Annotated in this window: 17 protein-coding genes, 1 tRNA gene and 1 pseudogene; 7 read left to right on the top strand and 12 right to left on the bottom strand. The window is 66.6% G+C overall.

What is annotated here, in order from left to right; translation table 11 throughout:
* Positions 1–110 precede the first annotated feature (110 nt).
* The 8 genes from ACIBI6_RS11980 to rimP form a co-directional block, all read right to left on the bottom strand.
* Complete coding sequence (locus ACIBI6_RS11980; protein WP_396956056.1) at positions 111–1,472, bottom strand: MATE family efflux transporter; 1,362 nt, start codon at positions 1,470–1,472, stop codon at positions 111–113.
* Positions 1,469–2,488, bottom strand: coding sequence for a bifunctional oligoribonuclease/PAP phosphatase NrnA (locus ACIBI6_RS11985; protein ID WP_396956057.1), 1,020 nt, complete (start codon positions 2,486–2,488; stop codon positions 1,469–1,471). The genes ACIBI6_RS11980 and ACIBI6_RS11985 overlap by 4 nt, the downstream gene beginning before the upstream one ends.
* 22 nt (positions 2,489–2,510) lie before the next feature.
* Positions 2,511–2,954 (bottom strand): 30S ribosome-binding factor RbfA, encoded by a 444-nt coding sequence (gene rbfA, locus ACIBI6_RS11990; protein WP_364341538.1) that lies wholly within the window; start codon positions 2,952–2,954, stop codon positions 2,511–2,513.
* 104 nt (positions 2,955–3,058) lie between these two features.
* The gene (locus tag ACIBI6_RS11995) at positions 3,059–3,349 is read right to left on the bottom strand and encodes a DUF503 domain-containing protein (protein WP_396956059.1); all 291 of its coding nucleotides are present in this window, start codon (positions 3,347–3,349) and stop codon (positions 3,059–3,061) included.
* An 85-nt stretch (positions 3,350–3,434) separates the two neighbouring features.
* Positions 3,435–6,491 carry a translation initiation factor IF-2 gene (gene infB / locus ACIBI6_RS12000; RefSeq protein ID WP_396956060.1) on the bottom strand — a complete coding sequence of 1,019 codons (3,057 nt, stop codon included), beginning with the start codon at positions 6,489–6,491 and terminating at the stop codon, positions 3,435–3,437.
* A gap of 108 nt (positions 6,492–6,599) precedes the next feature.
* The gene (locus tag ACIBI6_RS12005; protein WP_396956061.1) at positions 6,600–6,932 is read right to left on the bottom strand and encodes a YlxR family protein; all 333 of its coding nucleotides are present in this window, start codon (positions 6,930–6,932) and stop codon (positions 6,600–6,602) included.
* Between the two features lie 122 nt (positions 6,933–7,054).
* Entirely contained in the window at positions 7,055–8,086 is a 1,032-nt protein-coding gene (gene nusA / locus ACIBI6_RS12010; protein WP_364341546.1) for a transcription termination factor NusA, read from the bottom strand.
* On the bottom strand, positions 8,083–8,751 hold the full coding sequence (gene rimP, locus ACIBI6_RS12015; RefSeq protein ID WP_364341548.1) for a ribosome maturation factor RimP: 669 nt from the start codon (positions 8,749–8,751) through the stop codon (positions 8,083–8,085). The genes nusA and rimP overlap by 4 nt, the downstream gene beginning before the upstream one ends.
* A gap of 205 nt (positions 8,752–8,956) precedes the next feature.
* On the opposite strand from rimP, the gene ACIBI6_RS12020 reads away from it, so the two are divergent.
* Positions 8,957–9,583 (top strand): hypothetical protein, encoded by a 627-nt coding sequence (locus ACIBI6_RS12020; protein ID WP_364341550.1) that lies wholly within the window; start codon positions 8,957–8,959, stop codon positions 9,581–9,583.
* A gap of 73 nt (positions 9,584–9,656) precedes the next feature.
* On the top strand, positions 9,657–10,091 hold the full coding sequence (locus ACIBI6_RS12025) for a ferritin-like domain-containing protein (RefSeq protein ID WP_364341552.1): 435 nt from the start codon (positions 9,657–9,659) through the stop codon (positions 10,089–10,091).
* Positions 10,092–10,490: 399 nt separating this feature from the next.
* On the opposite strand, the gene ACIBI6_RS12030 is transcribed toward ACIBI6_RS12025, so the two are convergent.
* Entirely contained in the window at positions 10,491–12,242 is a 1,752-nt protein-coding gene (locus ACIBI6_RS12030) for an acyl-CoA dehydrogenase family protein (RefSeq protein ID WP_364341554.1), read from the bottom strand.
* Positions 12,243–12,401: 159 nt separating this feature from the next.
* Entirely contained in the window at positions 12,402–14,156 is a 1,755-nt protein-coding gene (locus tag ACIBI6_RS12035) for a proline--tRNA ligase (protein ID WP_364341556.1), read from the bottom strand.
* Positions 14,157–14,449: 293 nt separating this feature from the next.
* Here ACIBI6_RS12035 and yaaA point away from each other — a divergent pair, with 293 nt between their 5' ends.
* Positions 14,450–15,196 (top strand): peroxide stress protein YaaA, encoded by a 747-nt coding sequence (gene yaaA / locus ACIBI6_RS12040; protein ID WP_364342020.1) that lies wholly within the window; start codon positions 14,450–14,452, stop codon positions 15,194–15,196.
* A 91-nt stretch (positions 15,197–15,287) separates the two neighbouring features.
* A pseudogene (locus ACIBI6_RS12045) lies at positions 15,288–15,397 on the top strand (50S ribosomal protein L20); the annotation flags it as partial.
* A 69-nt stretch (positions 15,398–15,466) separates the two neighbouring features.
* On the opposite strand, the gene ACIBI6_RS12050 reads toward ACIBI6_RS12045, so the two are convergent.
* Complete coding sequence (locus tag ACIBI6_RS12050; RefSeq protein WP_396956063.1) at positions 15,467–16,441, bottom strand: hypothetical protein; 975 nt, start codon at positions 16,439–16,441, stop codon at positions 15,467–15,469.
* 410 nt (positions 16,442–16,851) lie between these two features.
* Positions 16,852–17,529, bottom strand: coding sequence for an NADPH-dependent F420 reductase (locus tag ACIBI6_RS12055; protein WP_364341558.1), 678 nt, complete (start codon positions 17,527–17,529; stop codon positions 16,852–16,854).
* A 91-nt stretch (positions 17,530–17,620) separates the two neighbouring features.
* Between ACIBI6_RS12055 and ACIBI6_RS12060 the strand changes: the two genes are divergently transcribed.
* The 3 genes from ACIBI6_RS12060 (at position 17,621) to ACIBI6_RS12070 (ending at position 19,028) form a co-directional block, all read left to right on the top strand.
* Complete coding sequence (locus tag ACIBI6_RS12060; RefSeq protein WP_364341560.1) at positions 17,621–17,923, top strand: hypothetical protein; 303 nt, start codon at positions 17,621–17,623, stop codon at positions 17,921–17,923.
* A gap of 95 nt (positions 17,924–18,018) precedes the next feature.
* Complete coding sequence (locus ACIBI6_RS12065; protein ID WP_396956064.1) at positions 18,019–18,750, top strand: hypothetical protein; 732 nt, start codon at positions 18,019–18,021, stop codon at positions 18,748–18,750.
* Between the two features lie 143 nt (positions 18,751–18,893).
* Positions 18,894–19,028 (top strand) — tRNA-OTHER (locus ACIBI6_RS12070).
* Positions 19,029–19,123: the final 95 nt, after the last annotated feature.

A 19,123-nucleotide genomic window follows, 5' to 3' on the forward strand; every position in this document is an offset into this window, starting at 1 on the left:
GCCCGTCGAGCATGATGGGTGGTTCTTCACCGACCCCATTGACGACCTGCCGTCCGCCGAGCGCGGAGTTCGCCCCGAAAACCTGCGCGGCATGCGAAACCGTGCACGAGCTAAGCCTTGACGCGCGGGATTTCCGTGCCGGCTCGGGCCCAGCGGCCGGATTCCGCGCGCCAGACTACGGCGATAAGGCGTAGGAGCATGAAGGCTACGAGGCCGGTCCAGATGCCTGCTATGCCCCAGTCGAAGACGAGGGAGAGCCAGATGGTGGGGAGGAAGCCGAGGAGCGCGGCGCCGAGCGTGGTATTGCGGAGGTAGGCGGCGTCGCCCGCACCGAGGAGGACGCCGTCGAGGGCGAAGACAATGCCTGCGATCGGGATGATGGCGACGAAGAACCACCAGGCGACGTGGGTGCGGTCGAGGACGGCCGGATCGTCGGTGAAGAGTTCGGGGATGACGGTGGCGCCTGCCGCGAAGGCCGCCGCCAGCACCAGCGCGAATCCGCCCGACCAGCGGGTGATGCGGCGCGCCAGACCGCGCGCACCGGTGGCGTCGCCCGCGCCGAGTGCCGCACCGACCAGCGTTTGGGCGGCGATGGCCAGCGAGTCCAGAGTCAGCGCGAGGAAATTCCAGAGCTGCAGGACCAGCTGGTGTGCGGCCACCGATGCCGCACCGAATCGGGAGGCGACGGCCGCGGCCGAGACGAAGCTGGCTTGGAAGGCGAGGCTGCGGGCGATCAGATCGCGACCGAGTACCAGTTGCGCCCGCATCACCGACCAGTGCGGAGTCAGCGGAACACGTGCGCGCACCAGCGCGGTCAGGAACAGCCCGGCCGTCACGAACTGGCCCACCGCGTTGGCGACCGCCGAACCGGCCAACTCCAGCCGCGGCGCACCCAGTAACCCGTGCACCAGCGTCGGGCACAACACTCCCGAAACCAGCAGTCCCGCGACAACGAACAGTAGCGGCCGACGTGTCTCCTGCACCCCGCGCAACCACCCGTTACCCGCCATGGCGATCAGAATCAGCGGCACCCCGAACAACGCGATCCGCACCCAGCCCAACGCCTCCCCCGCAATATCCCCACCACCCGCGATCACATTGGTCAGCGGAACCGCAATCGCCTGCCCCACAACAAGAACCAGCGTCCCGACGATCACGGCGACCCAGGTCGCCTGCACACCTTCCCCGATCGCACCGCGCTCATCCCCCGCTCCGTGCCGCCGCGCCGCCCGCGCCGTCGTCCCATACGACAGGAACGTCAGCTGGGAACTGACCTGCGCCAGAATCAATCCACCGACCGCGAGCCCGGCCAATGCCAATGCCCCGAGCCGACCCACCACAGCCAGGTCGAACAGCAGATAGATGGGCTCGGCCACCAGCACACCCAAGGTCGGTAAGGCGAGTCCGAGAATCCTTCGCGGCCCCACCGCGCCGATCTGATCCGACGCGACCTCGCTGACCTCCGAACTCACCCGAGTTCAGCCAACAGAGCCGCGACGACCGATTCGGACGTGCCGTTGGTCGTGTACCCGGCCGCGAACCGATGCCCACCACCGCCCAAAGACGTTGCGACAGTAGCCACATCGACACCATCCTGCGCGCCCGGCGCGCTGTCGCGCGACCGCAGCGAAACCGTCCACCGATCCGGAATCGTGCGAGACTCCTTGAACACCGCGGCGACCCCGGCCTCGGAGGTGGTGCGGACGATATCGACCACACTCTCCACCTCTTCCGAGCGCACACCATCGACATCCTCGCGCCGCACAACGGCATACACCAGTCCGGTCCCACCCCCGGCCTGCGGCTCCAACCGAGCCGAGCCGAGCACCCGCGACAACATCGGCAACCAGCCGAACGGATGCGTATCCATCAGCGAGCGGGTGATTTCGGCACCGTCGATGCCGGTGGCCAACAGCCGTTCGGCCAGGTGATGGGTGCCGGGCCGCACCCAGCGGAAGGATCCGGTATCGGTAACCAAACCGGCGTAAAGGCAATGTGCCACTTCGGCATCGATCGGCTCCTGCCAGGTATCGAGCAGCCGCGCGATCAGACTCGTCGTCGATTCCGCACTCGCATCGATCACATTGATCGTCCCGAACCGGGTGTTGGAGCGGTGATGGTCGAACACCAAAGTCGTTGCGGCCCCGGCCAATCGATCGGCAAGCGCACCAAGCCGACCGGCACTGCCACAGTCCACGGAAACCAGCAGATCCACCTCGGCGGGTACATCCGCGGGCGGCACCAGATAATGCACACCGGGCAGCGTCCGCATCGTGGCGGGCAGTTCGGCGGGTTCGGCGAACGACACCCATACCGGGATACCGCGCCGATGCAACACCAATGCCAGGGCGAGCCCACTGCCGATAGTGTCGGCATCGGGCTGCACATGACACAGGATGGTGACCGAACGGGCCGCGCTCAATGCCGCAACGGCCGGTCCGAAATCGACCGGATCGACAGCGACCCCCCTACCCGGGTCGACGGGCATCGTCGTCATGGTCTACCGCACGTCACTCGTCGGATTCGCGTTCGACCTTGTACGGGTCGGCTTCGCCGGCGTGGGTAGCGGTCGCCGCCACCTTGGCGACCGCGTCGTCGGCGGCCCGCGCCCTGGCCAGTAGCTCTTCCATATCCCGTGCCGCATCGGGCACCTTGTCCAGCACGAACGCCAACGTCGGGGTGAATTTCACGCCGGTGCCTGCGCCCACCTTCGAGCGCAGCACACCCTTCGCCTTCTCCAGACCGGCGGCCGCGGCCGCGTAATCCGGTTCCACGTCGAGGGTTTCGCCCATCACCGTGTAGTACACCGTCGCCTCGCGTAGATCGCCGGTGACCTTCGCATCGGTAACGGTCACGAAATTCAGACGCGGATCCTTCACCTCGTACTCGATCGCGGTCGCCACGATCGCGGAAATCCGCTTGGCGAGTCGGCGTGCCCTGGCTTGATCCACCATGGCTGAACCCTCCTCACTACTGCTGTGTTCATTTTGCGGGCGGGACCGAGGCCCTGCGTGGTTACGCAAGCTACCGCCTCCGAGCCCGTCGTTCCCGCCGCGGATCAGTCTTCGGGTCCGAAGATCCTGCGGCGCACTGCCAGCAACTCTAACTCCGGACGAGCCGCGACGTGACGCTCACATTTGTCGAGTACCTCGGTCAGGTGATCCATACCGGAACTGACCATGGCAACTCCGAGCAATGAGCGACGGTGGCGGTCTTGTTCCCCACCCTCGGCGGCACTCACGCCGAAGCGCTGCAATTCGGCCAGCACGGGCCGAATCACCGAACGCTTCTGCTTCAGCGAGTGCACATCTCCGAGCAGGACGTCGAACTCCAGTGCACCCAGGTACACCCAAGCCTCCTGTTTCGGTGCCTACGAAAAGACTGTCTGGGTGGTCCGGCCCGGTGTTGCTGGGCCGGACCACCGACGCACAATCTCAGTCGCGCGGCTTCTCGCGCAGCTCGTAGGCCTCGATCACGTCGCCTTCCTTGATATCGTTGTAGGTCAACGTCATACCGCATTCGAAGCCCTCGCGGACCTCGGTGACGTCGTCCTTCTCCCGCTTCAAGGTGGAGATCGTGACCGTCTCCGCGACCACCACGTTGTCGCGGAGCAGGCGCGCCTTGGCGTTGCGCTTGACCGAACCCGAGGTGACCATGCAGCCGGCGATATTGCCGATCTTCGACGAACGGAAGATCGCGCGGATCTCCGCCCGGCCCAGCTCGACCTCTTCGTAGATCGGCTTGAGCATGCCCTTGAGGGCCTTCTCGATCTCGTCGATGGCCTGGTAGATCACCGAGTAGTACCGGATGTCCACACCTTCGCGGTTGGCCAGCTCGGTCGCCTTGCCCTCGGCCCGAACGTTGAACCCGATGATGATCGCGTTCGACGCCGACGCCAGGTTGACGTTGGTCTCGGTGACACCACCGACACCGCGGTCGATGACCCGCAGGCGCACCTCGTCGTCGATCTCGATACCGAGCAGCGCCTCCTCGAGGGCCTCGACGGTACCGGAGTTGTCGCCCTTGAGGATCAGGTTGAGCTCCGAAGTCTCCTTCAGCGCGGCATCCAGATCTTCCAGGCTGATCCGCTTGCGAGTGCGTGCGGCCAGTGCGTTGCGTTTGCGCGCATTGCGCCGGTCGGCGATCTGGCGAGCGATCCGGTCCTCATCGACGACGAGCAGGTTGTCACCCGCGCCGGGTACCGACGTGAAGCCGATGACCTGAACGGGCCGCGACGGCAGCGCCGCGGCGACATCGTCGCCGTGCTCGTCGACCATGCGGCGGACACGACCGTAGGCATCGCCGGCGACGATCGAGTCGCCGACCCGCAGCGTGCCGCGCTGGATCAGCACGGTCGCCACCGGACCACGGCCGCGGTCGAGGTGCGCCTCGATGGCAACACCCTGCGCGTCCATATCCGGGTTGGCCCGCAGGTCCAGCGCCGCGTCCGCAGTCAGCAGCACGGCCTCGAGCAGCTGCTCGATATTGGTGCCCTGCTTGGCGGAGATGTCGACGAACATGGTGTCGCCACCGTATTCCTCGGCAACAAGGTTGTATTCGGTCAGCTGCTGCCGGATCTTGTCCGGGTTCGCGCCTTCCTTGTCAATCTTGTTGACCGCGACCACGATCGGCACATCGGCCGCCTGCGCGTGGTTGATCGCCTCCACCGTCTGCGGCATGACGCCGTCGTCGGCGGCGACCACCAGGATCGCGATATCGGTGGCCTTCGCACCACGGGCACGCATGGCGGTGAACGCCTCGTGACCCGGGGTGTCGATGAAGGTGATGAGCCGGTCGTTATCGCCCAGATGGGTGAGCACCTGGTAGGCGCCGATGTGCTGGGTAATGCCACCGGCCTCGCCCTCACGGACGTTGGCCTTACGGATCGTGTCGAGCAGTCGGGTCTTACCGTGGTCGACGTGACCCATGACGGTCACCACTGGCGGACGCTGCTCGAGATCCTCTTCGCCGCCCTCGTCCTCACCGTAGGTCAGGTCGAACGATTCCAGCAGCTCGCGGTCCTCATCCTCGGGGCTGACCACATGCACGACGTAGTTCATCTCGCTGCCGAGCAGCTCGAGGGTCTCGTCGTTCACCGATTGGGTCGCGGTGACCATCTCACCGAGGTTGAACAGGGCTTGCACCAAGGCAGCCGGGTTCGCATCGATCTTCTCCGCGAAGTCCGACAGGGAGGCGCCGCGGGCGAGTCGGATGATCTCGCCGTTGCCGCGCGGCAGCCGCACGCCGCCGATGGCGGGCGCTTGCATGCTTTCGTATTCTGCGCGCTTTGCCCGCTTCGACTTACGGCCACGACGCGGGGCGCCACCGGGACGTCCGAACGCACCGGCCGCACCGCCGCGGCCACCGGGACCACCGGGACGGCCACCGCCGCCACCGGGACGACCACGGAAACCACCGGCCGCGGGAGCACCGGCACCGGCACCGGGCGCACCCGTGCCGCCGCCACCCTGGCCGCCGCGGTAGCCACCGCCACCGCCGCCACCGGGACGACCGCCACCACCGGGGGCACCGCCGGGACGACCCGGACGGCCCGCACCGGCACCGCCGCCCGGACCCGGACGGGCCGAACGCGCGGGCATGGCACCGGGGTTCGGGCGCGGCGGCATCGAGCCGGGGCTCGGCCGCGGCCCACCGGGACGCGGACCGCCCTGGCCCGGAGACGGACGCCGCTCGCCCTGAGTGCCACCCGGACGGGGGCCGCCCTGGGCCGGACCCGGACGCGGACCCTGGCCGGGACCCGGGCGGGGTCCACCCTGGCTGGGGGCCGGGCGCGGCGCGGGACGCTCACGATCGGGTGCGGAAGAGAAGGGGTTATTGCCGACGCGCGGTGTCTTCGGACCCGGCTTCGGACCGCCGGGGCGTGGGCCGCCCTGCGTCGGTGCGCCGGACCGCTGCTGCTGACCGGGACGTGCGCCACCCGGAGTCGGACGCGGTCCACCCTGAGTCGGAGCGCCCGGCGCCGGGGCGGCCTTGGCGGCCGGAGCCGCCGGGGTCTCCTGGACCGGGGCGGTGTCCCGTGGGGCGGGCTTGGCCGCCGGACCGGGACGCGCGGCCGGGGCGGGCCGGGCCGCATCGGACGGACGGGCAGCCGGAGCCGCTGTATCGCGAGCTGCCGGAGCGACCGTCTCACGGGCGGCCGGAGCAGCCGTCGGGGTTGCCGCCTGCGCGGTCTGCGCGGGCAGCGGGGTCTGCGGGGTACGTGGACCAGGACGCGGACCGCCGCCTGCGGCGGGTTTCGCGGCCGGAGTGCTCGACGGTGCGGAACCGGGGCGCGCCCCGGACTTCGCTGCGCCGTTCGCCGGGGCGGACTTGCCTGCCACCGACTCGCGCAGTCGACGTGCGACGGGTGCTTCCACCGTCGAAGACGCCGACTTCACGAACTCGCCCTGCTCCTTGAGCGTTGCGAGTAGTTCTTTGCTCGTGACACCGAGTTCTTTAGCCAACTCGTGCACGCGGGCCTTGCCTGCCACTGCTCTCCTCACTGAGAGGTCGAGCAGTGCCTCCGCCTAGGTAAGGCGGGCCCGCACGACCTCGGGTTATCTCCGATGGACGTTCATCGTTGGTGCTTCACGGTGTGCTCATGAGTGCTCGTGCCTGTTCTCGAGGTACTTCTCCAGGGCTGAGATATCCAGTTGTCCGGACACTCGTAGTGCTCTGCCGAATGCTCGGCGTCGTTCTGCAGTGCGCAAACAAACCGAAACGGGGTGCAGCCAGGCACCCCGTCCGGGAAGTCTGCGCCACGGATCGGGAACTATCGCAACAACCTCGGAACCGTCACCGGTCTCACAGTCCTGCGCCACGATCCGTAACAGATCGACGGCCAACTCGTGCTTCCGACACCCGATACACGTCCGCACCGGAGCCGCTCGGCGTCGGTGCGCCGGGACTTGCTCGGTTGTGCGTTCGAACAAAGGAACCGAAGGCTCGCGTTGAACCTGAGACCACTCTACCGCTGTCCCGCTCGGAACACCGAACCCCGCCCCCGTCGAAGTTACGAACCTGTCATCCGATGGGCTCGATTCGCGGGAATCGGTCAACTCCGATGTGCCTCCGTCCGCACACTGCCACTGCCCGCATCCGGGGTGGCATCGCTGCGGATATCGATCCGCCAACCGGTCAGGCGGGCCGCTAACCTGGCGTTCTGCCCTTCCTTACCGATCGCGAGCGAGAGCTGGAAGTCGGGGACGACCACGCGAGCGGCGCGGGCTTCGGGATCCACGATCGTGACCGATACAACTTTCGAGGGCGAGAGTGCATTCCCGACGAAGGTCGCCGGATCATCCGCGAAATCGATGATGTCGATCTTCTCCCCCGCCAGTTCGCTCATCACATTGCGCACGCGCTGACCCATCGGGCCGATGCACGCGCCCTTGGCATTGACACCGGGCACGGTGGTGCGCACCGCGATCTTGGAGCGGTGTCCGGCCTCGCGGGCGACCGCGACGATCTCCACCGAACCATCGGCGATCTCGGGCACCTCGAGTGCGAACAGTCGGCGCACCAGATTCGGATGGGTGCGCGAGAGAGTGATCTGCGGGCCCCGCGCGCCACGGGAGACACCGACGACGTAACACTTGATCCGGTCGCCGTGCTCATAACTCTCGCCGGGCACCTGCTCGGCGGACGGGATCAACCCCTCGGTGCCGTGCAGTTCGCTGCCGATGCGCACCACGACGGTGCCGCGGGCATTGGCGCGGGCATCGCGCTGCACCACACCGCCGACGATGTCGCCCTCATGGGTGGAGAATTCGCCGAAGGACTTCTCGTTCTCGGCATCACGCAGCCGCTGCAGCACCACCTGGCGCGCGGTGGTCGCCGCGATCCGGCCGAAACCCTCTGGGGTGTCGTCCCATTCGGAGATGACATTGCCGTCGGCGTCGAGTTCGCGCGCCATCACCCGGACTACGCCGGTCTTCTGGTTGATATCGATGCGCGCGTTGGGCTGGTGGCCCTCGGTGTGGCGGTAGGCCGTGAGCAGGGCCGACTCGATCGCGGAGATCACGGTCTCGATCGAGATCCCTTTATCGGCGACAATCGCGCGCAGGGCTTCGATTTCGATGTTCATTCCACGATCCCTTCGGTCGGCGAATCGGACGCTTCTAATGATTCGGTTGGTACATCGGTTGTTCCTCGGACATCGACGGTGGGGTCCACCGCTTCCTCTTGGCCCGGCCGCGGACGGCCGGGCGCGACTCCGCCCGCGAGTTCCAGTTCCCGCGCGCCGGGTGGGTTGAATTCCACCTGCACGACAGCCTCTGCGATATCGGTCAGCGGAATCGTCACCCGGTGCGGCTTGTTCTTCCCGCCGAGCACCAGCGCCACCGTGTCTTCGGTGAGCACACCGACCCTGGCCTCGAACTTGTCCGATGACTTCGGATCCGGCGATGGCGCGCCGGTCCGTAGTTTGATCCGCACCTTGCGCCCCTGGGCGCGACGCCAGTGGCGATCGGCGGTGAGCGGGCGGTCGATGCCGGGGGTGGTCACTTCCAGCAGATAGGGCGTCTCGCCGAAATCGCCCGCGTTGTCGAGGGCTTCGGAGAGTTCGGTGCTCAGGTCGGCAATGGTGTCGAGATCGGAAGCGGCATCGCTGTCGACGATCACCTTCACCCGAACCTGGGCATCCACATGCTTGCCCGCCGTCGAGATCTCGACACCCTCGAGGTCGAATCCTCGGCGCTCGACGAGTCCAGCAACGAGCTGGCTCACCCTTTCCTCGGTCGGCATGGGCATGTGGGGCGGCTCCTGGTTCAGTTGTCAGACGGCGGGAAATTTCTCTACCGGAGATCTAGCGTAACGCGCCTCGAGAGTGTAAAGGACCAGCGGCCTCGAGCAAGTTTCCTGGCCACGCGCCCGCGACGCGGCGCGGCGGGCGTCGCGCCGACCGCACGGCAGACGCTCGGTCGGCCGTGCCACGCGAATCTGGCACGATGGTGCCGTGCCAATCCGCCTCCCCGCCCCGCCGCGCGCCGGGTGCACTTCCGGCATCCCCATCGACCGGCATCAATCCCAGCACGGCAGCGCCGGCGGCGGTCGCACCGGCATCCTCGACCGCCGCACCGCACTGCGGCTGGCCGGCGGCACCACCGTGGGTGTGCTAGCCGTCGGCGCGGTGGCCGGATGTACAGATAAGACGGTGTATCAGCCCGATCCGCTTGCCGCACAAGAGATCCTGGCCCGCGCCGATGCCGCGGCCGCGACGGCGGCGATCGCGGTGACGCCGCAGCGACATGCCGAATTGACCGTGATCGCGGACCAACGCACCGCACACGCGGATGCGCTGCGCGCCGAAATCAACCGTGTGATCGGCGTTTACGGTGACGGCACCACTCCGACCCACCGCACCCGCGAAGTCACCCCGCCCGCTTCCGGCACTTCCCCCGCGGCATCGGGCGCATCCGTATCGCCCAGCACGCCGCCGAGCATCGACGAGTTGCGCACGCGGCTGGCTAAGTCGCAGCAGTCCGCGGGTGATCTTGCTCGCACCCAATCCGGTTATCGCGCGGGGCTATTGGCCTCGATCAGCGCATCGTGCGCGGCGCAGGCGGGGGTGTTGCTGGCATGATTCGTGCCACCTCGACCCAACCTGTACGCCATGCGATGCGCACGGCTCAACACACCCAGACAGGGGTGCGCGCATGACCGAAGCCGAACGCCAAGCCCTGCTCGACGCGTTGCGCGCCGAATACGCGGCGGTGTACACCTACGGCGTGATCGCGGCCTACGCCTCCGCCGAGCGAACCCGCTTGGTCGCACAGGACACCGCCGCCCACCGTGCCCGCCGCGACACCACCATCGATGCGTTGAAGGCCGCCGGAGTCGCGGTGCCGCCGCCGGACGCGGCCTACACCACGCCGTTCCCGGTGAACGATCCGATCCCTGCGGCGAACTTGGCGGTCACGGTGGAAACCGACACCGCAGTCGCCTGGCGCGCGGTCGTAGAGAACGGCAGTTCAGAATCCCTGCGCCGGATGGGGGTTGACGCCCTCACCGAATGCGCCTTGCGCCTGGCCGCCTGGCAAGCCATCCTCGGCGCCAACCCACCGACCGTCGCCTTCCCAGGCAAGGCCTAACCGCCTCGCCGGGCATGCAACGCCGCGCACGGATTCGTCAGCGAATTCGTGCGCCCGCCAGTTGATGCCCGGCCCACCAGTTGATGCTCAGCACACCAATTGATGCCCGGCAGACCAACTCACGCCTGGTACACCAACTCATGCCAGGCACACCAACCCATGCCAGGCACACCAACCCATGCCAGGCACACCAACCCACGCCAGGCACACCAACCCACGCCAGGCACACCAACCCACGCCAGGCACACCAACCCACGCCAGGCACACCAACCCACGCCAGGCACACCAACTCACGCCAGGCACGCAAAAAAAACTTGCGCCAGGCACGCAAAACTTGCTCGGCGGTGGCCGAACCGTGCCCGGCACGCCAGTGTGTGAGCGGCGGCGGTCGGCGGGTGGCTACGCCCGCATTTCGTAAGCGCCGTCGTAGGCGGCGACTTCGGTCCAGACGCGGTCGAAACGGGGGCGGTCGGTGACCGGTGGGCGTAGCGCGGAGGCGGCCCACGCCTGCTGGTCGGGAGTGGCGGAGGGCTTGCCGTAGAGGGTGGTGGCGTGGCCGTTGAAGTCGCGGATCTGGAAGTCGAAGATCTGCTCGATGATGTCGCGATCCAGGCCGGTGATGGCGCCCTGCTCCAGGATCAGCTGGCCGTAGACCACCAGGGAGAACAGGTGGCCGATGGTCAGCATGAAGTCCAGGTCCTGCTGCTGGTCGGCATCGGGGGCGGCGGTGGTCAGCAGGGTGCGCAGGGCTTGGGCCTGTTCGTAGAAGCGCGCGACATTTGGCAGGTCGGCGTGCTTTTCGTACACCGGTGCCCAATCGGCGAACTGCACCTTGCCCGCGCCCCGGGCCGGCCCCTGCCGGAAGAAGAACTCGTCATCGGCCGCATCGAGGCGGGTGCCGATCTCCGGGTATTCCTTCGGATTGAACAGGTAGTTCGGCATGAATTTCAGGATCTGGCCGACATTGACGTGCACCGTGCCCTCGAGCCGAGGCAGCGTGCCGATATAGCGCGCGACCTGCGCGAAGTAGGTGTTCTTCTCGAATCCTTTGGCGGCGAGCACATCCAGCAGCAGCGTCATGACGGTCTCGCCCTCGGAGGTCACCTTGGACTTGGTCATCGGGTTGAACAGCAGGTAGCGGCGGTCCTCGAGGCTGGCGCTGCGGAAATAGTCGACGGCGCGGTCACTGAACAGCTTCATCGCGACGATGCGCGCGTACGCATCCACGAAATTCGTACGCACATGCGGGAATTCGGTGACGGCCTTGCCGTAGAGAATGCGGTTGTTGGAGTGCGTGATGGCCTCGTAGAACGAGTGCTCGACCATGCCGATGCTGCCGTGGCACAGGTTGAACTTGCCGACATTGACGGTGTTCAGCGCGGCGGAGAAGGCCTCGGGACCGGTGGACAGGATGTCGGCGGCGGTCACCGGGTAGTCGTGCAGCGCGAAGGTGCTGACATACAGCTGACCATGGATGACATTGTCGATGAGCTCGTAGTTGTCGTGGCGGCTGTCGGCGGCGAACCACACGTAGCCGTCCGCACCTTCGATATCGGCGCGGCGGGAGAAGACCGACACCATCGATGCGACATTGCCATTGCCGATGTAGTACTTGACGCCATTGGCGCGGAACAGGATTCCGGCCTCGGCATCCGCGCTGCCCGGTTCGGTCGGCGTCAGGATCAGGTCGGTGTTGTAGATGTCGGCACCGTGGTCGCGCTCGGACAAACCGAACGCCATCACCTGACCGTCGGCGAGATCGGCAGCCGCGCGCTTCTTGGCGTCCTCGTTATCGCTCTGCCAGATCGGGCCGAGGCCCAGGATGGTGACCTGTTCGGCGTACCAGTACGCGAGACCGTAGAAACCGAAGATCTCCGACAGCGCCGCATTGCGCGCACCGTCCCACCGCCGGTTCGCGTCACCGTCGGCGTAGGCGGCCGGGGTCAGGAAGGTCGCGAACAGGCGCTCCTTCTTGACGAACTCGAGGAAATCCGACACCCAGACCGCATCCGAGTCATCAGCCAGCAGCTGCCGTTTACCCCGCGACTCGAACCACTCGATGGTGGCCGCGAGCAGCCGCCGCGTCTCGGCGTCGAACTGCTTCGGGTCATAGCTGGTCGGGTTGAACAACAACGCGTCGGTGCTCGTCATGCCGCTAACTTACCAGCGGGTAACAGCAGCCAGAAGGGGGTCCGGGATTAACACGCGACACGAATCGTGCCTACGGAACCGTAGGTCGGACGAATGCGAGAAGCCCGGTCGACTGGGCTCAGTCGACCGGGCTTCCCCACCGGTTATCGAAGGCCGAATCTACTGTCCGCCGCGGACCTGCGCGAGCACCGATTCGACCACCGAATCGGCCGGGACCTCGTTGGATTCGCCGGTGAAGCGGTCGCGGATTTCGACCTTGCCCTCGACCCAGCCGCGTCCGACGACCACGACAAGCGGGACGCCGATCAGCTCGGAATCCTTGAACTTCACGCCGGGCGAGGCCTTGCGGTCGTCCAGGACGACATCGAGTCCAGCCGAATCCAGCAGCGCCGCAACCTGTTCGCCGCCCGTACGCGAGGAGTCGTCCTTGTTCGCGATCACCACGTGCACGTCGAACGGTGCGACCTCGCGCGGCCAGCGCAGCCCCTTCTCGTCGTGCTGCTGTTCGGCGATCACCGCGACCATGCGGGAGACGCCGACGCCGTAGGAGCCCATAGTGAGCCGCACCGGCTTGCCATTCTCGCCGAGCACATCGACCTCGAACGCGTCGGTGTACTTATTGCCCAGCTGGAAGATGTGGCCGATCTCGATGCCGCGCGCGGACACCAGCACGCCGCGCCCGTCGGGTGACGGGTCGCCGTCACGCACCTCGGCGGCCTCGATGGTGCCGTCGGGGGTGAAATCGCGACCGGCGACCAGGCCGACGACGTGCTTGCCCGGCTCGTCGGCGCCCGTGATCCAGCTGGTTCCGGTGCCGATGCGCGGATCGACGAGGTAGCGAACACCGTTGGCCTGCAATGCCTTCGGGCCGATGTAGCCCTTGACCAGGAACGGGTTGGCTGCGAAATCGGCCTCGGTGAGCAGTTCCACCTCGGCGGGTTCGACCGCGGCGCCGAGGCGCTTGTCGTCGACCTCGCGGTCGCCCGGGATACCGATGCCGAGCAGTTCGGTCTTACCGTCCGGGTGACGCAGCTTGACCATGATGTTCTTCAGGGTGTCGGCCGCGGTGACGGGACCTGCGGAGATGCCCGCATTGTTTGCCCAGTCCACCAGCGTCGCGATGGTCGGGGTGTTCGGGGTGTCGTGTACGACGGCCGCGGGCAGACCGTCGATGGGTTGCGGTTCGGCAGCGGGCGTGACCACCGCTTCCACATTCGCGGCGTACCCGGACTCCCGGCACACCACGTAGGTGTCCTCGCCGACCGGGCTGTCGGCGAGGAATTCTTCCGACGCGCTGCCACCCATCGCACCAGAGGTGGCCGCGACGATAACGTACTTGACCGCGAGGCGGTCGAAAATGCGCTGGTAGGCCTCGCGATGAGCGTTGTAGCTTGTCTCGAGTCCGTCCTCGTCGAGGTCGAAGGAATAGGAGTCCTTCATGACGAATTCGCGCCCGCGCAGGATGCCCGCGCGAGGCCGCTCCTCATCGCGGTACTTGGTCTGAATCTGGTACAGCGTGACCGGCAGATCCTTGTACGAGCTGTATTCCCCCTTCACGGTGAGCGCGAACAGCTCCTCGTGTGTGGGCCCGAGCAGATAGTCCGCGCCCTTGCGGTCTTGCAGCCGGAACAGGCCGTCGCCGTATTCAGTCCACCGGTTGGTGGTCTCGTACGGCTCGCGTGGCAGCAGTGCGGGCAGCGAGATCTCCTGCGCGCCGATGGCGTTCATCTCTTCCCGCACGACCTGCTCGACCCGCCGCAGCACCCGCAGGCCCAGCGGCAGCCACGAGTACACACCAGGGGCGATGCGCCGCACATATCCGGCGCGGACGAGGAGTTTGTGACTGGGCACCTCGGCGTCGGCGGGATCGTCGCGCAGGGTACGCAGGAACAGGTGGGAGAGGCGGGTGATCACGGAACGACAGGGTAGTCGCTGGCCGCGCCATGTCTGCAACGCATTCGCCCATTCGGCGTGAGCGGATCTCTCCGAGACTACGCAGGCAACCGCCTCCGAGGCCGCACCACCCCACAACGACAACTCGCGCGCTCGGTCCATAGTGCGCGATTGCGCGCGGTGTTGATGGTTCGCTCGACGCGCTCGCTCATGACTCCACCTCGCTGCCGCTCGGCTCCGCCACGACTGAGCGATGCTCGGCTGTGTTGACGGTTCACCAGCTGACGTTCACACACGCGGTACCGTATCCGCTCGTGCTGGTGCTGCTGCCTCCTTCCGAAACCAAGTCCGATGGCGGAACCGATGTGCCGCTGGAGCTGGAGTCGCTGGCGATGCCGCAGCTCACGGCGGTGCGCGACCGGCTCATCGACGAGGTCGTCAAGCTGGCCGCCGACCCGGACGCCTCGCGCGCGGTGCTCGGGCTCGGCAAGGGGGCTGATACCGAGATCGCGCGCAATGCGGCGCTACGCACGTCAGCCACCCGGCCTGCACTGGAGCGCTACACCGGCGTGCTCTACGACGCACTGGATGCCCGCTCCTTCACCAAGGTCCAACGCGCCAAGGCCTATGCCCGCCTCGGCATCGGCTCCGCACTGTTCGGCGCCGTCCGCGCTGATGACCTCATCCCCGCCTACCGGCTCTCCGGCGGTTCCAAACTTCCCGGTCTCCCGACGCTTTCGGCCATCTGGCGCGATATCCTGCCCGACGCCCTGGTCGCCGAGGCCGCCGGGGAACTCGTCATCGACCTGCGCTCTGGCACCTACCAGCAGCTCGGCCGCATTCCGGATGCCATCACCGCCAATGTCCTCACCGAACACCCCGACGGCTCCCGAACAGTGGTGAGCCACTTCAACAAACACCACAAGGGCCTACTCGCCCGCGCCCTCGTCCTCACCCGCGCCGACCCCACCGACATCCGCGCGGTAGCCCGCATCGCCACCAAATCCGGCCTGCGCGCCGAAATAGCCTCCCCCACCGAACTCCTCATCATCACCAGCTGATGTCGGCACATGACCAGTGCACCTCTCACATAAGTCGCAACTTATGTGCAGCGCGCGCTGGTCCGGTGCGAGCAGTTCACGCACCTACACCCACTGGGACCGCCGGGCGCGCAAGGGTGAATTCCGCAAGCTCTGGATCGCCCGCATCAACGCCGCGGCGCGCGCTTCAACGACATCACCTGCAACCGACGCACGGCTGGCACATAACCAGTGCACCTCTCACATAAGTCGCAACTTGTGCGCGGCGCGCGCTGGCTCTGTGCGAGTACTTCACTCGCGGAAGTCGGTTGGTTGCGGCGGGTTATCGCGCTCGGTGAGGCGCCAGGTGCCGGATCGGGGGGTGCGGTGTGCGAAGGCGGCGGATCGGGCCAGTCGGGTCAGCCAGCGGTCCGGGGTGTCCAGGTCAGGCCAGGTCCAGCGGACAACGGCCCACCCCAGGGCACGCAAGGCGTCCTCGCGGAGCTTTTCGGCGATCACGGCGGATTCGGGCGAGCCGTGACGGGAGTTGTTGCGGTATTCGATCATTCCATCGAATTCGCCGATGACGCCCAGCGTCGGGAACAGGAAATCGACTCGGGCGACGAATCCGCCGTTGATATCCAGGATGGTCGACTGGAGCTCCGGTGCGGGCAGTCCGGCAGTGCGTATGACAACCCGGCTTCGCGATTCGCCGGGGCTCTCGGCGCGGCCGTCGAGGAAGTCGATGACGCGGCGCGCGGCCGGGCAGCCCGGGCGCCCGTTCGCCCGCAGTAGTTGTTCCGCCAGTTCGGCACTGCTGGTTCGCCCGAGGCGCAGCGCGGCATCACCCACCACGACAGCTTGTTCGAAGGGCACAGTTCTGGCCAGATCGACGACCGTGCGCGCCACGGTCGTCACCCGCAGGTCGCCGATCTGCACCACCTCGTCCGACTCGATGGACGCGGCGTGCATCATGACCCGCCTACCTGTGCGTGCCCCGGTTCTTCGATTGCGAGTCAAATGCACCCGTGCCAACGGAATCGACCACACCGGCAGACCGTGCACGACAGCCGCGGAGATATGACTGACGACGGCAGCTGAGCTGGAGCCTGCCGCGACAGCACGGGTCAGCACCAGATGCCTTTGTCCAGTGGTCATTTCGCTGATATCGACCGCGCTCAGGTACTGCCCCCGACACACCCGCTGCCAAGGTCGCCTGCTCAGCTCACGTCCGGTGAATCCAGCTTCCAGCGCATTGCGCCGGGAAATAGTTCGAGGTACGTCCACCCTCCGATGTTCCCGACCAATCCCACCCAGCCGAAAGCCTCAAACCACCGATTGTGGATAACTCGCACCCTGTGCATAACTCCACGCCACACCCCGGGCCCGACCACGCGAACCACCTCCTGCGACCTACCAACGCCAATGACCGCGCAGATCTACTCATGCGACGCAAGGTGCGGACGGTCCGAGCGCGCACAGCACCACAGGTGCCGCCGCCGCACCTTGCAGCAGTCATCCGGCAACGCAGCAGTCCACGGTGGAAGCGAGGCCCTGACAGACGGGTGGCGCTTATCCGCTCGACGCCGCGCACAAGTTGCAATCTATGCGCGACCTCGACTGCATATGCGACACCATCGGTAGCGGGCTCGGATCCGCGGCGGCGAGCAGTCGACGGGGTCCTGTCCTACGTACCGTCAGCGCTGTGCGGCGGCCAACGCGGTTCGGATCTTGTCAGCAGCCGCGGGGGCAGCGGGGTGCTCCCAGAACGGGAGATCCGCGGCGTAGGGGTCGCCATAGACGGGGGTGTTGGGCTGGGAGCGCCAGCTCTCGTTCAACGAGCCGACGTCGACTGTGTCGTAGCCGAGGGTGTCGAGTAGTTCGGCGGCGCCCTTTTTCGCATCGGCGTCATCGCCTGCGATGGGAAGGGCCGAGCGGTCGAGGGCACCGGAGGGGCGGGCGAGGGCTGCCAAGTGGGGATAGAAGATGTTGTTGAAGGCCTTGACGACCTTCGAGGTCGGCAGGTGGCGCTGCAGCAGTTCGCTGCTGGTGGTGGTGCCGTCCTCGAGTTCGGGAAAGATGCCATCGCGGTCCGGGTAGTAGTTGTTGGTGTCGATGACGACCTTGCCCGCCAGCGGCTCCACCGGGACCTGCCGGTAGTTTTTCAACGGCACCGTGACCACGACAATGTCACCGGCCGCGGCCGCCTCCGCGGCGGTGGCGGCACGCGCCCGTGGCCCGAGCTCGGCAACCAGCTCCGCCAGCGTCTGCGGCCCCCGCGAATTGCTGACCACGACATCGAGTCCGGCCGCGACGGCCAACCGTGCCAGCGTGCCGCCAATATTCCCGCTACCGATCAATCCAAGCGTTGTCATGCCCCCACCCAACCGAGTCGACGCCACAATTGTTCCCGCATGCGCTCGGTGCAACGGAAAGCGTCGCGAGCAGTAAGCGGAGTGGGCCACGATGCGCGCGGTAGCCGACCTGATCGGCGTCGAAACCCCGGAAATAGGCCGCAAGTCGGTGCGCCAAAGCCAGATCGAAACCGCTACCCATGCCAGGGTCAGCACCGACGAGTCGGCGGAGCTGCAGCGGGACAACGCAGAACTCGAGCGCGCCGAAAGCGTCCCGATGTTGCGTCCGGTCGGACACAGGCGTTCGACGAAGATGGGCGAAGTCAGTGCCCAGGGTGGCTCCGGCGACCGCTCCATTGCGCCGACACCAGGCTCCATGCCCTCCCGCGCGAAAACTCGGATGCGCGGAAAATAATCGGTCTGTAGTGTTCGGCGAGCGGCGGGGGAAATCCGAAATGTAGGGCCGCACAAGGAATGTGACGGCGTCGAGGGCGTCCGGGGAGGTAATTGATGACGAAGTTGAATCAGATCATCGCGGTGGAGAAGGGCGTCAAGAACGGCGCATTGCGCGAGTTGGCACACACCCAGGGTCAGCTGCAGAAGTCGGGGCTGCTGTCCGGTATCGCACGCACCTACCAGCCGAAAGACGAAGAGGGCGAACAGCTTCCGCCGGAGTCGACGCGGGTGCAGGTGAAGTCCGAGGAGGTTTTGCGCCAAACGGCCGCGACGCTGACCCGACTGTTCGATGTGACGGCGACCAAGGACTGGGCGAACTGCGAGGCCAAGGCCGACGTGCGCGTCGACGAGGAGACCCTGCTGGCCGCAGTACCGGTGTCGTACCTGCTGTTCCTGGAGAAGCAGCTGGCCGACCTGTACACCTTCGTCAAGCAGCTGCCGGTGCTCGACGCCGCGGAGGCCTGGGCGTTCGACGATTCGTCCGACACCTGGCGCACCGACGCCGTGCGCACCATCCGTACCAAGAAGGTGCCGCGCAACCACGTCAAGGCCGAGGCGACCGAGAAGCATCCGGCTCAGGTCGAGGTGTACTACGAGGACATCGCCATCGGCTACTGGACCACGGTGAAGTTCTCCGGTGCGCTGCCGGCCCGCCGGGTCAACGAGTTGGTCGAGCGCATCGAAAAGCTCCAGCAGGCAGTCAAATTCGCCCGCGAGGAGGCCAATGGGAGCCAGGTCACCGACCGCAAGACCGGTGATGTGATCTTCCGTTACCTCTTCCGCTGAACCGGTCGGGGGCGAACCGTCGCCCCCGACCCACAGACGCCCTCGCCGCGTGCGAGGGAAGCGCAAGAGCGCAAACTCAAACTGAAGATAAGCCTGAAGACACGGTGACAGTGCGGGTTCGAATCCCGCTCCGGGCACACGCCCGGATAGCCCAATTGGTAGAGGCAGCCGGAATCTCAGACTCTCGCTCCAGATTGAGCATTCGCCGCCGAACACCCGATCACGAGGAAGGACACAATCGCGACGAGATACGGGTTCAAATCCCGTTCTTCCAGCCACAATGGAAGATGGTCTAATCGTATGACACGTCGTATCAGTTTGATCCGATCCCACCGACCCGGTGCGCGAATTCGGGTGGCACCAAGGAACCCGA

The organism is Nocardia sp. NPDC050412, assembly GCF_044458825.1.
In the GTDB taxonomy this organism is placed as follows: Bacteria; Actinomycetota; Actinomycetes; order Mycobacteriales; family Mycobacteriaceae; genus Nocardia.